Origin of the sequence: Mycolicibacterium wolinskyi, assembly GCF_002101965.1 — a bacterium.
Taxonomy (GTDB): domain Bacteria; phylum Actinomycetota; class Actinomycetes; order Mycobacteriales; family Mycobacteriaceae; genus Mycobacterium; species Mycobacterium wolinskyi.
This window is the reverse complement of the sequence record NZ_LQQA01000030.1, coordinates 1-17,791: the sequence shown is the minus strand read 5'-3', so window position 1 is coordinate 17,791 and position 17,791 is coordinate 1. Positions and strand designations below refer to the sequence as shown.

Here is a 17,791-nt window from a genome sequence, read left to right as displayed (position 1 = left end):
GCTACCTGCTCGCGGACGGCATGAATCTGCGGCCCACCCACTTGGCCAATTCGATGACGAGAAAGATCACGGCGGACAATGCGATCGCGACCGCCCACCCGCGGAACGTGATCGGTGCCGAGTGAAACCACGTGTGCATGAACGGTGCGTAGGTGAAGAGGAGTTGCAGGACGATCATGGCGCCGGCCATCCGCCACACCCACGGATTGCCGCGAAATACCTTGGGCCGCAGGCTCGATGCGGTGACGAAGCGGCAGTTCAGCAGATAGGCCAGCTGGCCGAGCGCCAACATGTTCACGGCGGCGGTCTGGGCAACGGCCAGTGAATATCCGCCTGCCCGTGCGACGAAGAACTCGGTGAGGGTGGCGCCTGCGACGAGGATCGACACCAGGGCGATCATCGCGACGTCGGCCCGGTTGACCAGTGCCTGGCTCGGGGTGCGGGGTGGGCGCTGCATCAGGCCGTCTTCGGCCTTCTCGAAGACCAACGCCAGCGACAACGTGACCGAGGTGACCATGTTGACCCACAGGATCTGCACTGGCTGCAGCGGCAACGCGAACCCGAGCAGAATCGCGACGAGGATGATCAACGATTGCGCGCCGTTGGTGGGCAGCATGAACAGCACCGATTTGCGGATGTTGTCGTAGATGCGCCTGCCCTCTTCGACCGCACGCTCGATGGTCGCGAAATTGTCGTCGGCGAGGACGATCCCGGCGGCCTCCTTGGTCGCCTCGGTCCCCTTGATACCCATCGCGACGCCGATGTCGGCCCGGGTCAGCGCCGGTGCGTCGTTGACACCGTCACCGGTCATCGCGACTACTTTGCCCTGGGCCTGCAGGGCACTGACGATGCGTAGCTTGTGCTCCGGGCTGGTGCGTGCGTAGACGTCGACTTCGTCGGCCACCTGCCGCAGCCGGGTCTGGCTCATCGCCTCCAGCTCGGCTCCGGTGACCACGCGCGGCTTCTCATCGGCCGGGGTGATGCCCATCTCGCGCGCGATGGCGGCCGCGGTACCAGCATGGTCACCGGTGATCATCGTGACCTGAATGCCGGCGTTACGGCACGTCTCGATGGCTGTGATGGCCTCCGGCCGGGGCGGGTCGACGATGCCGACGACACCGAGGAACTCCAGCCCGTCGTCGATGTCGTCGATGTCGACCTTCTCCGCGCCGATCGCGGGCCGCCGTGCGGCCGCGAGCACCCGCAGTCCCTGTCCGCTCAGGTCGTCGATCCGCGCCTCCCATGCCGCGCGGTCGAGCGGCTGCGATGACGCCTGCGTGGTGGAGCGGTCGAGCAGCCGGTCCGGTGCCCCCTTCACGTAGAGGTAGCGCTCACCACCGGGGCCGTCGTTGAGCGTCACCATGAACTTATTGGCCGACTCGAACGGCACGACACCCAGCCGAGGCCACTCCGCGTCGTCGATTCCAGCCTTCTGCGTCAGCGTGCGCAGCGCACCCTCGGTCGGCTCACCGACCACCCGCCATTGGCCGTCGGCCTCATGCAGCCGTGCGTCGTTGCAGACGGCCATCGTCGTCAACAGTGCGGCAAGGTCGGGATGGTCGGCAGGCGTGATCAGTGCGCCGTCGAGTTCGATGCCACCTTCGGGCCGGTAGCCGGTGCCGGTGACATCGAACCGGTTGTGCGCGGTGACCACGGTCCGAGCGGTCATCTCGTTCTGGGTCAACGTGCCGGTCTTGTCCGAACAGATGACGCTGACGGCGCCGAGCGCCTCGACGGCGGGCAGCTTGCGGGTGATCGCCCTCCGGCGCGCCATCTGCTGCACACCAAGGGCGAGGGTGATGGTGACGACGGCGGGCAACCCCTCCGGTATCGCCGCCACGGCGAAACCTATTGCCGCCGTGATCAGTTCGTTCACCGAGAATTGATGCAGCAGTTTGCCGATCACGAGCATCAGCGCGGCCATGCCCAGGATGCCGACCGACAGTTGACGGCCGAACCGAGCCAGTTTGCGCGTCAACGGGGTGTCGATGGTTTCCACGTCGGCGATGAGCGACTGGATGCGGCCGATCTCGGTGCTCGTGCCGGTGGCGGTCACCACGCCGGTACCGGAGCCCGCCGCCACGATGGTGCCCGAGTAGACCATCGACATCCGGTCGCCGAGGCCGGCATCCGGGCCGACCTGCGCGACGTCTTTCTTGGCGGGCAGGGATTCGCCCGTGAGCGCCGATTCCTCCACGCGCAGGTTCGCGACGTCGAGCAGCCGCATGTCAGCCGGGACCCGGTCGCCCGACGCGATGCGCACGACATCGCCGGGTACCAAAGTCTGCGCGTCCACCTGTCGCCAGTGACCGTCACGGCGCACCCGTGCGGTCACCGACAGCATGCCCCGGATGCTGTCGAGCGCCCGCTGGGCCCTGCCTTCCTGGAGAAAACCCACCGCGGCGTTGATCACCGCGACGGAAATGATCACGGCGCAATCCACCCATTCGTTGAGAATGGCTTTGAGCACACCGGCGGCGATCAGGATATAGATCAATACGTTGTTGAAGTGCGCGAAGAACCGGAGAAGTGCGGGCCGGGGTCGCTTTTCGGGGAGTTTGTTCGGACCGTAAGTGGCCAGCCGGTCACGCGCACTGTCACTGTCCAAGCCGTCCCCCGAACTGCCCAATACTTCAAGCACTTCGGTGACACTGCGGGAATGCGCCAGCGCGCTGCCCAACGCGTCATCTGCCGAGGCGGTAATTTCCGCCATAATCGGATACTGCACGGCCGCGCGACATAGCGCAATTGCCATTCGCCGTCGCGAACGATTTCAGTCGCGCATGACGACCGCGAGGTTGCGGTGTTCCATCCAGCGCTGTTCGGTGGGTCGCTGAACGTTTTCTTCGATGAGCGCCGGGTATTCGGTCAGGTCGGCGAATTGCAGTTCGCCGGATCGAAATCCGATCATCGCGCCGGCCCGGCCGCCGGACTCAAGCTCCTGCGACAGGAATTCCAGGCAGCGAGCGGTCAGGATGGTCGCCTGTACCCGGTCGAACGGCGATGGGTTGCCGCCTTCCTGCACATGCCCGAGGACCTCCTCCCTGGCGTCGAACAACTCCCCGCCCTCCTTCTGGAACAGCGAGGTGATGAATCCGGTGGTGTACACGCGGTCGGAGCCTTCGCTACGGACGACGAGGCCGACTCTCTTGCCAGCCCGGAAGCCGTCGGCTAGCGCGTGGACATCGGCGGTGAGACCGTCCAGCGTGATCCCCTGCTCGGGCAGGTAGATGCGTTCGGCTCCGGTCGCCAAACCACTGAGCAGGGCGAGATAGCCACAGTCGTGGCCCATCACCTCGACGACGAAAACCCGTCGCGTCGCGACAGCAGACCGCCGGATCTTGTCGACGTCGGCGACGATGCTGTTGAGCGCGGTGTCGCTGCCGATGCTCAATTCGGTTGCCGGGACGTCGTTGTTGATGGTCACCGGCATGCAGACGATCGGGATGTCGAGGGCGGCGTACCTGTCCCGATGCCGGTGTAGCTCGTAGGCCGCCTGGTAACCGGACCATCCGCCTGCCATCAGCAGTGCATCGATCTGATGGGCGGCGATCTGGTCGGCGATCTGGGCGATCGCCGCGGCTCCTGGCACGTCGCGATTGGTGCCGATCTCCGCACCTCCCTCGGACACCCAGCTGCTGACATCCATCCAGCCCATCTCCGAGATGTCACCCTCGCGCAATCCACGGAACCCGTTCTTGACCGCAAGGACGGTGTAGCCGCGGTCCAGGCCGAGCCGGACCGCGGCCCGCACCACGGTGTTCATACCGGGTGCCGGTCCGCCGCCGTGGACAACGGCGATCCGGAATCGTCGCTGAGCGGGTACCGGTCGCGGCGCGGCTTGCTGGACGGTCTGCAGGATCTCGTAGGCCTGGCGGAAGTTCCCGCCGCGTAGCTCCATCGCCCCGACGTAGTCATGCGTCTTGATGCGTTCGGCGACTTGCTGCGTGTTCGCCACGCATTCCATCAGGGGCGAGGTGACCACACGGTCTCCGCGCAGACCGACCATTTGGGCCGGTGCCCCCGGCTCGTCGGCGAGCAGTCGTTGGACAGCGGCATGACCGAGGAGCGTGGCGAAGTACCGGTCGAACGCACTCGGCGCGCCCCCGCGCTGAACGTGCCCGAGGACAGTGATCCTGGTGTCCTCCCCCAGCTCGTCCTCCAGCAGCGTTTTGACGTGCTCGGCGGTGATCCGATTGCCGTCGCGGTCGTGCGCTCCTTCGGCGAGGACGACCACGCTGTGCCGACGGCCGATGTCACGCCCCGCCTTGATGTCCTGGCACATCTGCTGCGGCCAGTCCTCGGCCGGCGGCTGCTCCGGGATGAGAACCCAGCTCGCCGCGGTGGCCAACGACGACATCAGGGCGAGGTAACCGCAATTCCTTCCCATCACCTCCACCACGAATGTCCGTTGGTGGCTGGCCGCGGTGCTGTGAAGCGCGTCGAGTGCCTCGACGATCCGGTGCAACGCCGTGTCGGCGCCGATCGTCATGTCGGTACCGGACATGTCGTTGTCGATCGATCCAACCAGGCCGACCAGACGCAGAAACGAGTGCGATTCCGCGACGTCTGACGAAAGCGATTCGCTGGCAACGAGTTCCGCGAGTAAGCCGGGCCACTCCTCGCGGAACAGATTGGCTCCGGCAAGACTGCCGTCGCCGCCGATCACAACGAGCGCGTCGATATTGTGTTCAACCAGGTTGCGGGCCGCCGCGCGACGGCCTTCGCGAGTTCTGAATTGGTTTGATCGGGCGGTTCCGATGACTGTGCCGCCCAGGTGCAGAATGCCATCGGCCTCGGCTGGTTCCATGCGCCGGATGAGGTCGCCGCCGGTGACGAGGCCGTGGTATCCCTCGTGGACCGCATACACGTCGATGCCGTGGTGCGCGGCGGTGCGGATGACGGCGCGCACCGCCGCGTTCATACCGGCTGCGTCACCGCCGCTCGTCAGGACAGCGACGCTCGATGGTGCGGACTTGGCATCAGACATATCACCGGCCTCCCTCCTACCCCACTCTTGCATGGCCGATGACCTCGCAGCGGCGTCATGAAGGGCCGGAAACGGAAAAAACCGCGGACCTGTAGGTCCGCGGTTTTCCAGCGTGGCAGGTGCAGGATTCGAACCTGCGTAGGCGTAAGCCGACGGATTTACAGTCCGCTCCCATTGGCCACTCGGGCAACCTGCCGGGTTGGCGCTCCGCCCCGTTCCCGGTTTGGTGCGAATAGCAGGGTACAACGAGGATGTACCTAAGTTACAAACCGGCAGCACCACAGCGAGGAGAGGAGAGGCATCCAATGGCGGATTCCAGCTTCGATGTCGTCAGCAAGGTCGACCGCCAGGAGGTCGACAACGCGCTCAACCAGGCCGCCAAGGAGCTGTCCACTCGGTTCGACTTCCGTGGTACCGACACCACGATCGCGTGGAAGGGCGAGGAGGTGATCGAACTCACCTCCAGCACCGAGGAGCGGGTCAAGGCCGCGGTCGACGTATTCAAGGAGAAATTGGTGCGTCGTGACATCTCGATGAAGGCGTTCGACGCCGAAGACCCGCAGCCCAGCGGCAAGACCTACAAGGTCACCGGAACCATCAAGCAGGGCATCAGCAGCGAGCAGGCCAAGAAGATCACCAAGATCATCCGCGACGAGGGTCCCAAGGGCGTCAAAGCCCAGATCCAGGGTGACGAGATCCGGGTGAGCTCGAAGAAGCGCGATGACCTGCAGGCCGTGATCGCGCTGCTGAAGGGATCCGACCTCGACGTGGCGCTGCAGTTCGTCAACTATCGCTAGTACCCCTGGGGCCGCGTCGAGTCTGCGCTGAGGGCGCAAGAGTTCGAGAACACCCCGCCCTCACCGCAGACTCGATGCGGCGCTAGTCGACTGCTCAGCGGGTCAGGCGCTCGATTCCGCCGCTGAGGGCGTGTATCGGCTCGGCCGGTGCGCGAGGCCGTAGTGGCCGCGCAGCGTGGTCGCGGTGTACTCGGTGCGGAACAGGCCACGCTTCTGCAGGATCGGCACCACCTGGTCGACGAAGTCCTCCAGGCCGCCGGGCAGGTACGGCGGCATGACGTTGAATCCGTCGGCGGCACCGGCCTCGAACCACTCCTGGAGATTGTCGGCAACCTGCTCGGGAGTTCCGGCGAACGTGCGGTGGCCGCGCCCGCCACCGAGCTTGGCGATCAGTTCCCGGACCGTCAACGACTCCCGGCCGGCCAGGTCCTTGACCAGTTGGTAGCGGCTCTTGTTGCCCTGAATCTGCTCGATGGGCGGCAACGGTGGCAACGGCGCGTCGAGGGCGTGTGAGGTGAGATCGACGCCGAGCATCTGCGACAGCTGGCGCAGTGAGTACTCCGGAGAGATGAGATCGGTGAACTGCTGCTCCAACTCGCGGGCCGCCTCCGCCGTCGGTGCGAGATAGGGCACGATTCCGGGCAGGATCTTCACCTCGTCGGGGCTACGGCCGAACTTCGCCGCGCGGGCCTTGACGTCGCGATAGAACGCCACGCCCTCCCCGACCGACCGCTGCGCGGTGAAGATCGCCTCGGCATACCGGGCCGCGAAGTCCTTGCCGGCTTCCGAGGAGCCGGCCTGCACCAGCAGCGGCCTGCCCTGCACCGAGCGCGGCGAGTTCAGCGGGCCCGCAACCTTGAAATGCTCACCCGAGTGATTGATCGAATGCACCTTGTCGGGGGCGGCGAATATGCCCGTGGTGGCGTCGAGGACGAGCGCGTCGTCCTCCCAGCTGTCCCACAACGCCGTTGCGACGTCCACGAATTCGGTCGCGCGGCGGTATCGGCCGGCGTGGTCCGGGATGCCGTCGAGCCCGAAATTCGCGGCCTCGTCCGCACCGGCCGAGGTCACGATGTTCCACCCGGCGCGACCGTTGCTGATGTGGTCGAGTGACGCGAAGCTACGCGCCAGCGTGTACGGGTTGAGGTAACCGGTGCTGGCAGTCGCGATCAACCCGACGTGCTCGGTGACCACCGCCATCGCGGTCAGCAGTGTGATGGGTTCGAAGATCGCCTGCGTGTTGTGCTTGATCCTGGCCCCGACCGCGAGTCCGTCGGCGAAGAACACGGAGTCGAGCCGGCCGCGTTCGGCGAGCTGCGCCAATCGCTGGAAGTGTTTGACATCGGTCAGGTTTCGCGCATCGGTACGACGATGCCGCCACGCCGCTTCGTGGTGGCCGACACCCATGAGGAACGCGTTGAGATGCAGTTGTCGCGACATGTCGTCCTTTACTGAGCCGTGGCCCGCCAGCCGGACAACCGCCCTTCGATCGCGACGAGGATGCCGTTGAAGACAACACCCACAAGGGCGATCGTGACGATGCCGGCGTACATGTTCGGGATCTGGAAGTTGAGCTGCGATGCGGTGATCAGATAACCGAGCCCCGCTTTGGCGCCGACCATCTCGGCGGCGATGAGCACGAGGATCGACGATGCGGCCGCCATTCGCAGACCCGTGAATATGGTCGGCACCGCGGCGGGCAGGATCACCTTCTGGAACAGCCGGATCGGGGACAGCCCCAGAGAGCGTGCGGATTTGATCAGCAGCGGGTCGACCGTGCGCACGCCGGAGATCGTGTTGAGCAGAATCGGGAACGACGACGCGTAGATGACGAGCGCGACCTTGGAGGTTTCGCCGATCCCGAGGATGAGGATGAACACCGGCAGCAACGCCAGCGCCGCGGTGTTGCGGAACAGTTCGAGCAGCGGGTTGAGAAACTCCGCGACCGGCCGGTACCACGCGATCGCGATGCCAAGCGGGATACTTGCGACGACTGCCACGGCGAGCCCGGCCAGTGCACGCGACAGGCTTGCCGAAACGTGTTCCCACAACTGCCCGTTGCCCGCGATCGTGAGCCAGGCGGTCACCACCTCACTGAACGGCGGGAGGAAGACCTTGTCCACCAATCCGATCCGGGGTGCCAGCTCCCACACCGCCAGCAACGCGGCGATGACGCTCGTGGAGCGCAGCACCCGCCACGCCAATGCATTGACACGCCGGGGCGCAGCGGGTTCCGGAACCGTGGTTACGGGGGTGTCGATGTCGGCGACCGCGAGCGCACTAGACATGCGAAACCTCCTGTGATCGTGCCCGTTCGACCTCGTCGCGCAGCAAGGTCCAGATGTGATGACGTTGTTCGCGGAAGCCGGCGCTGGAGCGGATGTCCTCGCCGGTGCGGTCGATGGCGACGTCGACGATCTTCTTGATTCGCCCGGGACGCGACGTCAGCACCGCGACCCGCTGCCCGAGATACAGCGCCTCGTCGATGCCGTGCGTGATGAACAGGATGGTCTTGCCCGTCGCCTGCCATATCCGCAGAAGCTCGTCCTGCAGCGACTCCCTGGTCTGCGCGTCGAGCGCGGCGAAGGGCTCGTCCATCAGCAGTACCCCTGGGTCGAACGCGAGACTGCGCGCGATCGCGACGCGCTGCTTCATCCCGCCCGACAATTCATGCGGGTAGCGGTCGGCGAACGCCTGCAGGCCGACCAACTCGAGGTAGTGCTCGGCGCGTTCTCGCCGTTCTGAACCCGGTAAGCCCTTGGCCTCCAGCCCGAATTCGATGTTCTTGCGTGCGGTTCGCCACGGCAGCAAGGCGTACTGCTGGAAGACGATGCCGCGATCGAGCCCCGGGCCGGTGACCGGCGTGCCGTCGAGCAGAATCTCGCCTGATGTCGGCGTGCTCAATCCGCCGAGCAGGTCGAGGAGCGTCGACTTGCCGCAGCCGCTCGGACCGACCAGTACCAGGAACTCGCCGTCGGCGAGGTCGATGCTGATGTCCTGCAGGGCGGTGAAACTCGTCTTCTCACCGCGGATCTCGAACTGCTTGGTGACGTTGCGCAGGCGCAACTTGGGCGTGGTGCTCATTTCTTCGCCAATGCCTGGCCATCGGGACCGCTGCCCTCGGGGTATGTGCCGTTGGCGTAGGGATTGAACTCGTTGGTGTAAAGATCTGTCGCCTTGAGCTTTCCCGATTCGAGTTCGCCGTTGCGCACGAGCCAATCGATCCACGTTTGTAGTTCGCGTTCGGCGATCACCGCGCCGGGCACCGGGATACCCGGGCTGCGCCAATATTCGATGGTCTTGGTGTCCTCGTTGCGGTTGCGCTTGTCGATGATCTCGCGGAACTTGGCCACGACCTCATCGCGCGGCGTCACTTGTGTCCAGCGGATCGCGCGTGCGGTGCCCTGGACGAAATCCGCTGCGGCTTCGCGGTTCTTGGCGATGAAGTCGTCGCGCATGACGTACGTGCCGTAGCTGAAGGCACCGAACAGCGACTTGTCGGTGAACAACGGCCGGATACCGCCACGCTCGGTGGCCGTCTCACGCCAGATGGTGTTGAGTGCCGCGACGTCGATCTGCTTTTCCCGCAGGGCCTGCTCGGTGTTGACCGGTGGGACCACGGTGAGGGTTACCGTCTTGATCTCCTCGTTGGTCAGCCCCTCTTTCGCCAGCCACTCGCGCGTGAGGAACTCGTGGTGGGCACCCAGTGTGTTCATCCCGACCTTCTTGCCGATCAGATCGCGCGCGGTCCGAATGGGGCTGTCCTCCAGCACGTAGTACCCGGTGTATTCGGCGTCGTCGGCACCGTAGGAGCTGAGCACCGACGTGATCGGCGCGCCTGCGGCGTTGAGCTTGACCACCGCGCCGTTGAATGCGGAGCCCACGTCGATGTCGCCGGTCGCGACCGACTGGATGTCCTGCGGCCCGCTCGTGGTGTTGCCGACCCAGTTCAACTTGATCTTCTGGTAGTAGCCGAGTTCTTCGGCGAGTTCGGGGAACTCGACTTCACCGGCCCAGCCTTGGTACCGCACGACGGTCTTGCCGTCGACGCTCGGCGCCTCACCTCCGGAGCACGCGGTCAGCACCAATACCAGCGCACCGAGCACCGCGATGATCGATCTCATTGGGCGCACGACGGCCCACCCCCTGTGGAATCGCTTGATGACGCGCCTCATGTTGGCAGCGAAGCGATGTCCCGTAACCCTTTAACATCGGGCCGAGTCGAATGCGATGCGCCTCGCTAGGCCACCGGCGTCTGTCGCGCGGCGGCCGGTATCCGGGATGGCTTCGCGCGGACATCGCCGGTGCACGGCCGTAACGCGGCGACCGTCCGGCCGTGGTATTCCACGGCGATCGTCTCCCCTGCCGCGACCCGGTCGAACACGCGGGCGGCGCGCGTACGCAATTCGTTGAGCGGCACGGCGATGAGCATGTCGTGACAGCCGTGCGCGGCCTGCAGTCGAGCGATGCGTCGCCCGCGGCGCAGCACCTCGAACGTCTCGCCGGCCGCGACCCGTTCGACGTAGTTGCGGGTATCACCGCGTAGTTGGCCGATCCCGATGGTGCGCACCATGTCGATACTCGTTACGCGACCAGATCGGAGGGCATACTCAGACGCCGCCGAACTCGGGGCGCAGGATGGGGCTCAGCGCACTGAGCGGAATGTGCGCTTGCACAGTGCCACCGTCCATCGACCACTGCATGAGTCCAGGCGTGAAATCGATCGGGCTGTCACGCCCTACCGGATAGTCCGGCATGTAGAGGATGAGTTCGTCGGGCGTCAGCGCCCAGGCCTTGTAGCCGCCGGAATACACCTTGTCGGGCGTCCAACGATCCGGGGTGAACGGATACGTGCCCGGCTGGTGCGGCGGCGGTGCGGCATCGAGCGCGGCGACGATGAACGGCGCACCCAGGCGCGGGATTTCGGCCCGGTGATCGACATCCGGCTTGAACAGATCGGCCAACTGCAACTGCCGCCCGCCCGCAAAGGTGAAGGTGCGGTAGGCGTCACTGAGGATCGGCGCGTTCGGGTGCGCGAGGGCGTCGGTACCGAAAGTACCCGAGTAGATCTCATGGAAGACGACGCTCATCGCGTCACCGCGATGGAACACCTGGAAGTGCTGCTCGCCGAAGCTGTCCTGGACCATCTTCTTCGCGGCGTTGCGCCAGTTGTTCATCAGGTTGGTCAGATACTCCCGGATGACGGGGTTGTCCACCAGATCGCCGGGCAGCGCCATCTTGATGTTTCGGACCGCTTTTCGCTCCGACACCACCGACGTGGTGCAGAACTGCCCATCCCAGTTGCCGCCCAGCTCATCACAGAATGTCGGAGCCGACGCGGCCGCGGACGGCGCGGTCGCGAGTGCCACCGCCACCGCCACCGCCCCCACCATCGTGCGACGCATGGCTGAGTCCATCAAGGCAACTCGACTTTGCTCGCCCGCCAGCGGCCGTCGACGTTCTCCATCGTCATCTTGATCCGGCTGCGGTCGATGCGCGGATCGGGCACATGCGTGTTCGACACCGACTGGTCGACGAACAGCAGCACCACGACCTTATCCTTGGTCGCTGACTGCACAGCCGATTCCAGCACCACGCCGTGCGCGGATGCCTTGTTGTCGATCAGCAACTGGCGCAGTTCCGTGGCGGACTTCGAGTACATGTCCTTGAACTCACCCGTCGCACCGTCGAGCACCTGCGTGAAGTTCTCGTCGACCTTCGCGGTGTCGATGCTGGTGAGTACCGCCGCATACGCGACGGCGGCCTGCTGCGCGGCCTGCCCGGCACGCTCGACCTGTTGTTGTTGCCACAACTGCCAGCCGAGGTACCCTGCACCGGCCAACGCGGCAATCAGCACGGCGGCAACCGCTCCGATCAGAACCCTGCGTGGTGACCGGCGCTCGATCACCTGCTTGTCGTCGGGTTCCTCTGCAGGGTCGGTTTTCTCGTCAGTCGAATCGACCTCTTCGGGCGTCTCGTCGACATCGTCGGCCGTTTCCTCGACCTCTTTGTCGTCGAGTTCGGTGTCCTTGTCGGTGTCTTTGTCAGTCGTCACAGACAACGTCATCTCCTCGTTCAGCGGGGCGGCTCGATCGGCAGCGTCGGGCCGCCGTACGGGGTGGGAATCGTGTACCGGCCCTTCGGGGTCGGATCAGTCTGCCTGCCGAGGTCGGCGCCCGCCGGCGGTCCGGCGGTGTCGTCGCCGGCCGGCCGCGGCGCGTTCTTGGCCCCGCGGATCAGGATCCCGGGGTGGTCGTCGCGGCAGTACGTGTACATGAACGGTTCGGGGTAGTCGGCCGAAGACGGTGGGAGGCGCGGTGTTCCGTAGTCGCAGGAATAACGCGGGTAGATGTCGCCGGTCGCCCACAGCCCGTGGTCGTGCATCGTCGTGCCGAGCGCGTCGAGCAGCGACGTGCGGTAGCTCGGGAACAACGCGTTGAGCGCAGGCACCCGCAGATAGAGCAGCCGCGACGTCGTGGTCAGGTTGCCCAGCAGCTGCACCATGGTGTCGGAGTTGTCGATGAACAGATTGTCGACCGAGGTCAGTGTTCCCGGCGCCTGGTCGGTGAGCCTGCGGTAGCCGTCGCGCATCTTGTTGATACCCACGAACGACTCGGTGAGATTGTCTGACGCAACGTCGATTCCGGCGTTCTTGTCGGCGATGAGCGTGAACACCGAACGGCTGCTGCGCAGCAGGCTGCTGGTCTCCGGCAACACCGAGTCGAGCGTGGAAAGCAGGAACGTGCCGCCGTCGATGATGTCCGCAAGTTTCTGGGGACCGGCGTCGCTGAGACTCAGCTCCCGTCTGATGAGTTCGAGCTTGTCCGTATCGGTTTGAGCGAGTGCCCCGTCGGCGTTGGCCAGCAGCTCCGCGAGACTGACCGGCACGGTGGCCTTACCGAGTGCGATCACACTGCCGTCGGCGAGGAACGGCCCCCGATCCGACTCGGGCACGAAGTCGATGTACTGCTCGCCGGCCGGCGACAGGCCGGAAACCCGGACGGCGCTTGACTCTGGGATCTTCACGGTCGATTTGACATTGACCAGAGCGTTGACGCCGGACGGGGTGATGTCGAGTTGTTGCACGCGCCCGACCGGCACACCGCGCAACGTCACGTCCTGATTGGGCAGCAGGCCGGCCGACTCGGGCAGTTGGACGGTCACCTTGTACTGCGACGCGAACGGGTTGACCCGAAGCGCACCGAACAGCAGATAGCCGGTCGCCACCACCAGGACCATGACGAGGCCGGCCGCAGACAGCCACGCCCGGCGCCGGTAGCCGTACCGGACGAGGCCGACGAGTCGGTCGGCCGCGGTGCCGATCATCGCGGCGCCTCGGCAGGAAGCGGGCCGGGCACCGGGACCGGTTCCGGTGGCGGCGCCGCCGGAACCGGTCCCCCCGCATGCGGTGCGACCTCGAGTTGGCCCGGCTCGGTCGGGCTGGGTATGACCGGCACCTGCGGAACGGCGGGCCCCCTGCCGACGACCTTTTCCTGCAGGCGCAACAGCGTGTACCTGAATGCGCCAACCAGCTGATGCCAGTTGTGCCACTTGGGGCCGTGCAGGCCCGGGTCTCCGGCGAAACCGATGTCCGGGATATGCCCGAGGATCAACCGATCGATACTCGCGTTCACCGCGATCGCGTTGCTGGTCGTGCCCTTGACGAGCGGGGGCATCAGCCGGTTGAGCGCATACAGGGTGGCGTCGGGGGTCAGCACGACGTCGTTCCATGCCGCCGCGACCGTGTTCGCATCGGCGATCACACTGCGGCCACTGGTGTCGGTACCGGCGATCGACGGGAACTCGCGCAGCTGGTCGGACACATCGCCGACCTGTTCCACCAGATCGGCGATCTGCGTGGTGTGGGCGGCCAGGGTGTCGGTGGCCGGACGGGCTTGCGCCATCACCTCACTGATCGTCTGGTTCTTGGCCTCGAGCTGTTCGACCAGCAGCGAAGTCTCGGTGATCGCCGTCGAAATCTGTTCGGATCTGCCGTTGAGCGTGCCGAGGGTCTGGTTGGTCTTGCGGATGAGATTGCCGAACGCCTGGCCCTGGTCGCCGGTCGCCTTGCCCAAACCGTTGATGATGTTGGTGAAGTTGCGCACCGCACCGCCGTTCACCAGAACCGCCGCCGAGCTCAGCACCGATTCGACAGTGGCGGCCGCCGCGGTCGATTCGAGTGGGATGGTGTCGCCGTCCTTCAGCAACGGCGCATCCGGGTCGGCCGGGCTCGGTGGCTTGATGGCGACGAAGACATCGCCCAACGGTGTGGCAGAACGCAGTTCGGCGGTGCTGCCCTGCGGCAACCGAACCCCGTCCATGATCCGCAGGGTGGTCACCGCGGTGTAGTTGCGCGCCACCATCGACTCCATCTGGCCGACGTCCGCGCCGGCCAGTTTCACTTTCGCGTTGGCGGGCAGGTTGAGCGCATTGGAGAACACCGCCGTCACCCGATAGCCGCCCGACCCGACACCCGGTGCGGGCAGTGGCAGGCTCGCCAAACCTTCCGTGGCACACCCTGAGACCACGAGGCATGCGGTCAGTGCGAGCACCACGGGCGCCCGTCGCATCCGATCTCTACCCATCACCTCTGTCCCATCGCCGCAAGCCCGTCGAGCATGTTGGAGATTCCGAAGTCCGGCCCGAAGTCCTGCAATGTGCCGGTGCTGCAGCCCAACTGCCGCAGCCCCATGACGTTGCAGATCTCTTTGATGAACTGGTTGTCGAACAACACCCGATCGGTGAGCACCTTGACCCGCAGCGCGCCGTTCTTCTGGTCGACGACGTTGTACAGGTTGTCCAGCGTCATCGGCGCGACATCGAGGAACTCGGCGAGATCACGCTCGTGATCGACCGCGGTCGTCAGGACGGTGTCGCCGTTGGCGACGATGTCCTTGATCGCATCCCGGTGGGTGTTGAGGACTTCGGCCGTATGCGTGAGCACTTCGTTGATCTTCTTACCGGTGGTCCCGGTGCCCAGATCCTCATCGGCCAGGATCTGGCTGAGCGCACGCACCGACGAACCGAATTCGCGCATCGTCGCGTCGTTACGGGCGGTTGCCTCCGACAACGAACTGAGATTACGGATGATCGTGGTGAGCTGGTCTCTGGTCACGGTGCCCTTGTCGGCGCTCAGCCGCAACGCATTCGACAGCTCGCCGAGGGCGTCCTTCATCCGCTGGCCGTTCCCGTCGGCGATCGCGGCGCTGGCGTTGACGACGTCTGCCACCGGGCCGTCGCCCTTGCCGTCGCCCCGCAGCGAAACCGAGAGCTTGTCGAGAACGTCCAGCACCCGGGCGAATTCGACCGGGGTCTGGGTACGGTGCAATCCGATGGTGGCGTGATCGGCCAAGACGTCGCCGCCGCGATAGGGCGGGGTCAGTTCGATCTGCCGGTCGGTCAGGATCGAATTCGAGATGGTGACCGCCTGCGCGTCGGCCGGGATCTTGACGTCCCGGTCGACGGTGAAGTCGACTTCGACGTAGCCACCCTTCGGGGTGATCTTGGTGACCTTGCCCACGGGCATCCCGAGCACCGCCACGGTGTTGCCTTCGTAAAGGCCTGCCGCGCTGTCGAACTGGGCGGTCACAGAGATGGTGTCGAGCTGATCCTTGGTGTAGATCACTGCCGCCGTGACGGCCACTGCCGCCGCGGTGAGTGCGGCGATACCCAGGACCACGAGCCGGGACTTTCCGATTCTCATTTGCAGTCCTTGAAGTACTGGAGCATGTTGAACTGCTTGGCCCGACCGCTGATCGCGCACATCCACGAGTCGATCAGCAGGCCGTTGGTGGCGTTGAAGTCGACGGCGTTGCCGGTGCCGGTCGCGTTGGCAAGGCCGCGCAATGCGATCGGGGCGGATTGCAGGATGCTGCGCAGCAGATCGTCGTGTTGGCCGAGCATGCCGGACAGCTCACGCAGATTGCGCAGCAGTTCCTCCAGCTCGGGGCGGTCGTCGATGACGATGTTGCTCAACGTCTGGACGAGATTGGTGAGCGCGTCCATCATCGCGTGGAACGTAGCACGCCGTGCGACGAACTCGCCGAGCAGCGAATTGCCTTGGTTCACCAGGTTTCCGATCGTCGCCTGCTGGCGGCGGAGCGTGGTGCTGATGAGCTCCGTGGTCTTGAGCAGTTCACCGAGTTGGTCGCGGCGCTGCGCGATGATCGTCGACAGCGTGTGGGTGTTCTCCAGCGCCTGCGGTACCACTGGCGGCAGAGTCTTCATCTGCTCACCCAGGATGGCCAGCGACTGGGCGAACTTGTCGGTGTCGACCTGTTCGTATGTTCTGGTCACGTCGGCCAGGGCTTCCTGCAGGTCGTAGGGCACCTCGGTATGAGTGAGGCCAAAGGTGTTGTCCGGCAACGACCCCGATCCTTCGGGGTAGAGCGCCAGGTAGCGTGATCCCAGGATCGTGGTGATCTTGATGGAGGCCCGCGAGTCCTCGCCGAGCGCAACGTCATTGCGGACCTTGAGAGCGGCTTCGACATGATCGCCCGCGAGCTTCATGCTCATCACCTCGCCGACCGGGATTCCGGCGACGGTGATGGGGTTGCCCGGCCGCAGGGCCGCCGCCTGAAGGAACTGCGCGGTGTACTCGCGATAGCCGATGTTGGCGACCTTGATCAACAGCAGTGTCGCCACGAGCACCGAAACGACCGCTACCGCAATGACTCCCAACAACGTCCGGTTGCGGTTCTCCAGGGGCGGGCGCCTGCGCCGCGGCTTGGGTGTTTGATCAGCCATTGGCCATGTTCCTGCACTTGGGGGTGTACTGCGCCTTGTTGCCGGGCGTTGCGGCATCGACGATGATCGGCACGACGTCGTTGAGGCCAGGGAAGAAACCCTGGATGTTGAGGTCACACGCGTAGGCGTTGGCGTAGGTGCCCTCACTGGTGATGCGCGCGAATCCCTTGAGCAGCAGCGGAAGGTTGGCGCCGGTGAACGCCAGCTGCGGCTCGAGGCCCACCATGTGCGCGGCGAACCCCGGCTCGCGCGTGACGAGTTCGTTCAGCGACGGGTAGACCTCGTCGGAGATCGTCGACAGTTGGCGCACCACCTTGGCGATCGAGCCCATCGAATCCACCAACTGCGGGCGCCGGGCGTCGAACGTGGACACCACCGTTCGGGCTTCACCGATGATGTGGTCCAGGTCGTCGTTGTGGCGGGCCAGGTTGGCCGTCACGACGTTCAGATCGGTGATCACCTCGCCGAGTTGTTCGTCCTGCCCCGCGAACGATTCGGTGAGCTTGCTGGTCTGGTCGACCAGCGCGGTGATGGAGCCCTCGTCGCCCTGCAGTGATTGGATGACGCCTTTGGTGAGGTTGTCGGCGTTCTGCGGGTCGAGCACGCTGAACAACGGCTCGTAGCCGTTGAGGAGCGTATCGACGTCGAAGGACGGATCGGTGCGCTCGACGGGAATCACACTGCCCGGCGGCAGGTGTCCCGGGTCGCCGAGCTTGCCCAACGACAGTCCGAGGTAGCGCTGCCCGACGATGTTCTGGTAGGTGACCGAGGCGACGGTGGTGCCCAGCACCTGCTGGTCGCTCTGCACGACGAACGACACCTTGGCCAGATCGCCTTGGAGCTCAACGCTTTCCACCCGGCCGACCCGCACGCCCGCCATCCGGACGTCGTCGCCTTCGCGCAAGCCGAACACGTCGGTGAACATCGCGGCGTACGGCACCGTCTTACCGGCCACGTCACGGCGCAGCGTGACGTAGACCAGCCAGGTCAATGCCACCGCCACCACCATGAACAGCGACAGGCCGATCAGTGCGCCGCGGTACCTCATCGGGGCTCCTCAGAAATGGACACGGTCATGCCCCGCGCCACCGGGCCGAGCAGCAACTGGGTGGCCGTCGAGGCTGGCTGACCGGTGATGACGCTGAGTTGCGCACGTTCCTGCACACTGCCGACCGGCCCGACGTTGCCGCCGAACGAAGCGGGTGCGGCCTCCGCCGGAAGTAGGGGCGGTGGACCGGGTGGCGGCGCGGGTGCGGGT

General features: G+C 65.4%; 15 protein-coding genes, 1 tRNA gene and 1 pseudogene. 1 reads left to right on the top strand and 16 read right to left on the bottom strand.

The features are described 5' to 3' along the window. Position 1: 1 nt before the first annotated feature. The 3 genes from AWC31_RS23720 to AWC31_RS23710 all read right to left on the bottom strand — a co-directional run bounded on the left by AWC31_RS23720 (position 2) and on the right by AWC31_RS23710 (position 5,186). Positions 2-2,713 (bottom strand): cation-translocating P-type ATPase, encoded by a 2,712-nt coding sequence (locus AWC31_RS23720; RefSeq protein ID WP_085146403.1) that lies wholly within the window; start codon positions 2,711-2,713, stop codon positions 2-4. A 60-nt stretch (positions 2,714-2,773) separates the two neighbouring features. Then, complete coding sequence (locus AWC31_RS23715) at positions 2,774-4,990, bottom strand: 6-phosphofructokinase (RefSeq protein ID WP_085146402.1); 2,217 nt, start codon at positions 4,988-4,990, stop codon at positions 2,774-2,776. Positions 4,991-5,103: 113 nt separating this feature from the next. Then, positions 5,104-5,186, bottom strand: a tRNA-Tyr gene (locus AWC31_RS23710). 109 nt (positions 5,187-5,295) lie between these two features. Here AWC31_RS23710 and AWC31_RS23705 point away from each other — a divergent pair. Then, positions 5,296-5,787 carry a YajQ family cyclic di-GMP-binding protein gene (locus tag AWC31_RS23705; RefSeq protein ID WP_067858972.1) on the top strand — a complete coding sequence of 164 codons (492 nt, stop codon included), beginning with the start codon at positions 5,296-5,298 and terminating at the stop codon, positions 5,785-5,787. A gap of 102 nt (positions 5,788-5,889) precedes the next feature. On the opposite strand, the gene AWC31_RS23700 is transcribed toward AWC31_RS23705, so the two are convergent. The 13 genes and pseudogenes from AWC31_RS23700 to AWC31_RS23640 form a co-directional block, all read right to left on the bottom strand. Then, entirely contained in the window at positions 5,890-7,227 is a 1,338-nt protein-coding gene (locus AWC31_RS23700) for an LLM class flavin-dependent oxidoreductase (protein WP_085146401.1), read from the bottom strand. 8 nt (positions 7,228-7,235) lie between these two features. Continuing rightward, positions 7,236-8,075: an ABC transporter permease gene (locus tag AWC31_RS23695; RefSeq protein WP_085146400.1), complete on the bottom strand. Its 840-nt coding sequence runs from the start codon at positions 8,073-8,075 to the stop codon at positions 7,236-7,238. Beyond that, positions 8,068-8,871, bottom strand: a complete 804-nt coding sequence (locus tag AWC31_RS23690; protein ID WP_085146399.1) for an ABC transporter ATP-binding protein — start codon at positions 8,869-8,871, stop codon at positions 8,068-8,070. The genes AWC31_RS23695 and AWC31_RS23690 overlap by 8 nt, the downstream gene beginning before the upstream one ends. Continuing rightward, a complete protein-coding gene (locus AWC31_RS23685; RefSeq protein WP_207626418.1) occupies positions 8,868-9,911 on the bottom strand; it encodes an ABC transporter substrate-binding protein in 1,044 nt (347 codons plus the stop codon). The genes AWC31_RS23690 and AWC31_RS23685 overlap by 4 nt, the downstream gene beginning before the upstream one ends. 116 nt (positions 9,912-10,027) lie before the next feature. Next, positions 10,028-10,360, bottom strand: a complete 333-nt coding sequence (locus AWC31_RS23680) for a type II toxin-antitoxin system Phd/YefM family antitoxin (RefSeq protein WP_085146398.1) — start codon at positions 10,358-10,360, stop codon at positions 10,028-10,030. 37 nt (positions 10,361-10,397) lie between these two features. Then, positions 10,398-11,192: an RsiV family protein gene (locus AWC31_RS23675; RefSeq protein WP_085147249.1), complete on the bottom strand. Its 795-nt coding sequence runs from the start codon at positions 11,190-11,192 to the stop codon at positions 10,398-10,400. A gap of 11 nt (positions 11,193-11,203) precedes the next feature. Then, positions 11,204-11,848 (bottom strand): Rv1363c family protein, encoded by a 645-nt coding sequence (locus tag AWC31_RS23670; protein WP_085147251.1) that lies wholly within the window; start codon positions 11,846-11,848, stop codon positions 11,204-11,206. A 14-nt stretch (positions 11,849-11,862) separates the two neighbouring features. Then, complete coding sequence (locus AWC31_RS23665; protein ID WP_085146397.1) at positions 11,863-13,113, bottom strand: MlaD family protein; 1,251 nt, start codon at positions 13,111-13,113, stop codon at positions 11,863-11,865. Beyond that, positions 13,110-14,372 carry an MCE family protein gene (locus AWC31_RS23660; RefSeq protein ID WP_110775237.1) on the bottom strand — a complete coding sequence of 421 codons (1,263 nt, stop codon included), beginning with the start codon at positions 14,370-14,372 and terminating at the stop codon, positions 13,110-13,112. Before AWC31_RS23660 ends, AWC31_RS23665 begins: the two co-directional genes overlap by 4 nt. Beyond that, complete coding sequence (locus AWC31_RS23655; RefSeq protein ID WP_085146395.1) at positions 14,372-15,490, bottom strand: MCE family protein; 1,119 nt, start codon at positions 15,488-15,490, stop codon at positions 14,372-14,374. The genes AWC31_RS23660 and AWC31_RS23655 overlap by 1 nt, the downstream gene beginning before the upstream one ends. Continuing rightward, positions 15,487-16,533, bottom strand: coding sequence for an MCE family protein (locus AWC31_RS23650; RefSeq protein ID WP_085146394.1), 1,047 nt, complete (start codon positions 16,531-16,533; stop codon positions 15,487-15,489). The genes AWC31_RS23655 and AWC31_RS23650 overlap by 4 nt, the downstream gene beginning before the upstream one ends. Next, entirely contained in the window at positions 16,526-17,581 is a 1,056-nt protein-coding gene (locus tag AWC31_RS23645; RefSeq protein ID WP_085146393.1) for an MCE family protein, read from the bottom strand. Before AWC31_RS23645 ends, AWC31_RS23650 begins: the two co-directional genes overlap by 8 nt. Next, positions 17,578-17,791 (bottom strand): annotated as a pseudogene (locus AWC31_RS23640) (mammalian cell entry protein); the annotation flags it as partial. The pseudogene AWC31_RS23640 and the gene AWC31_RS23645, both read right to left, overlap by 4 nt.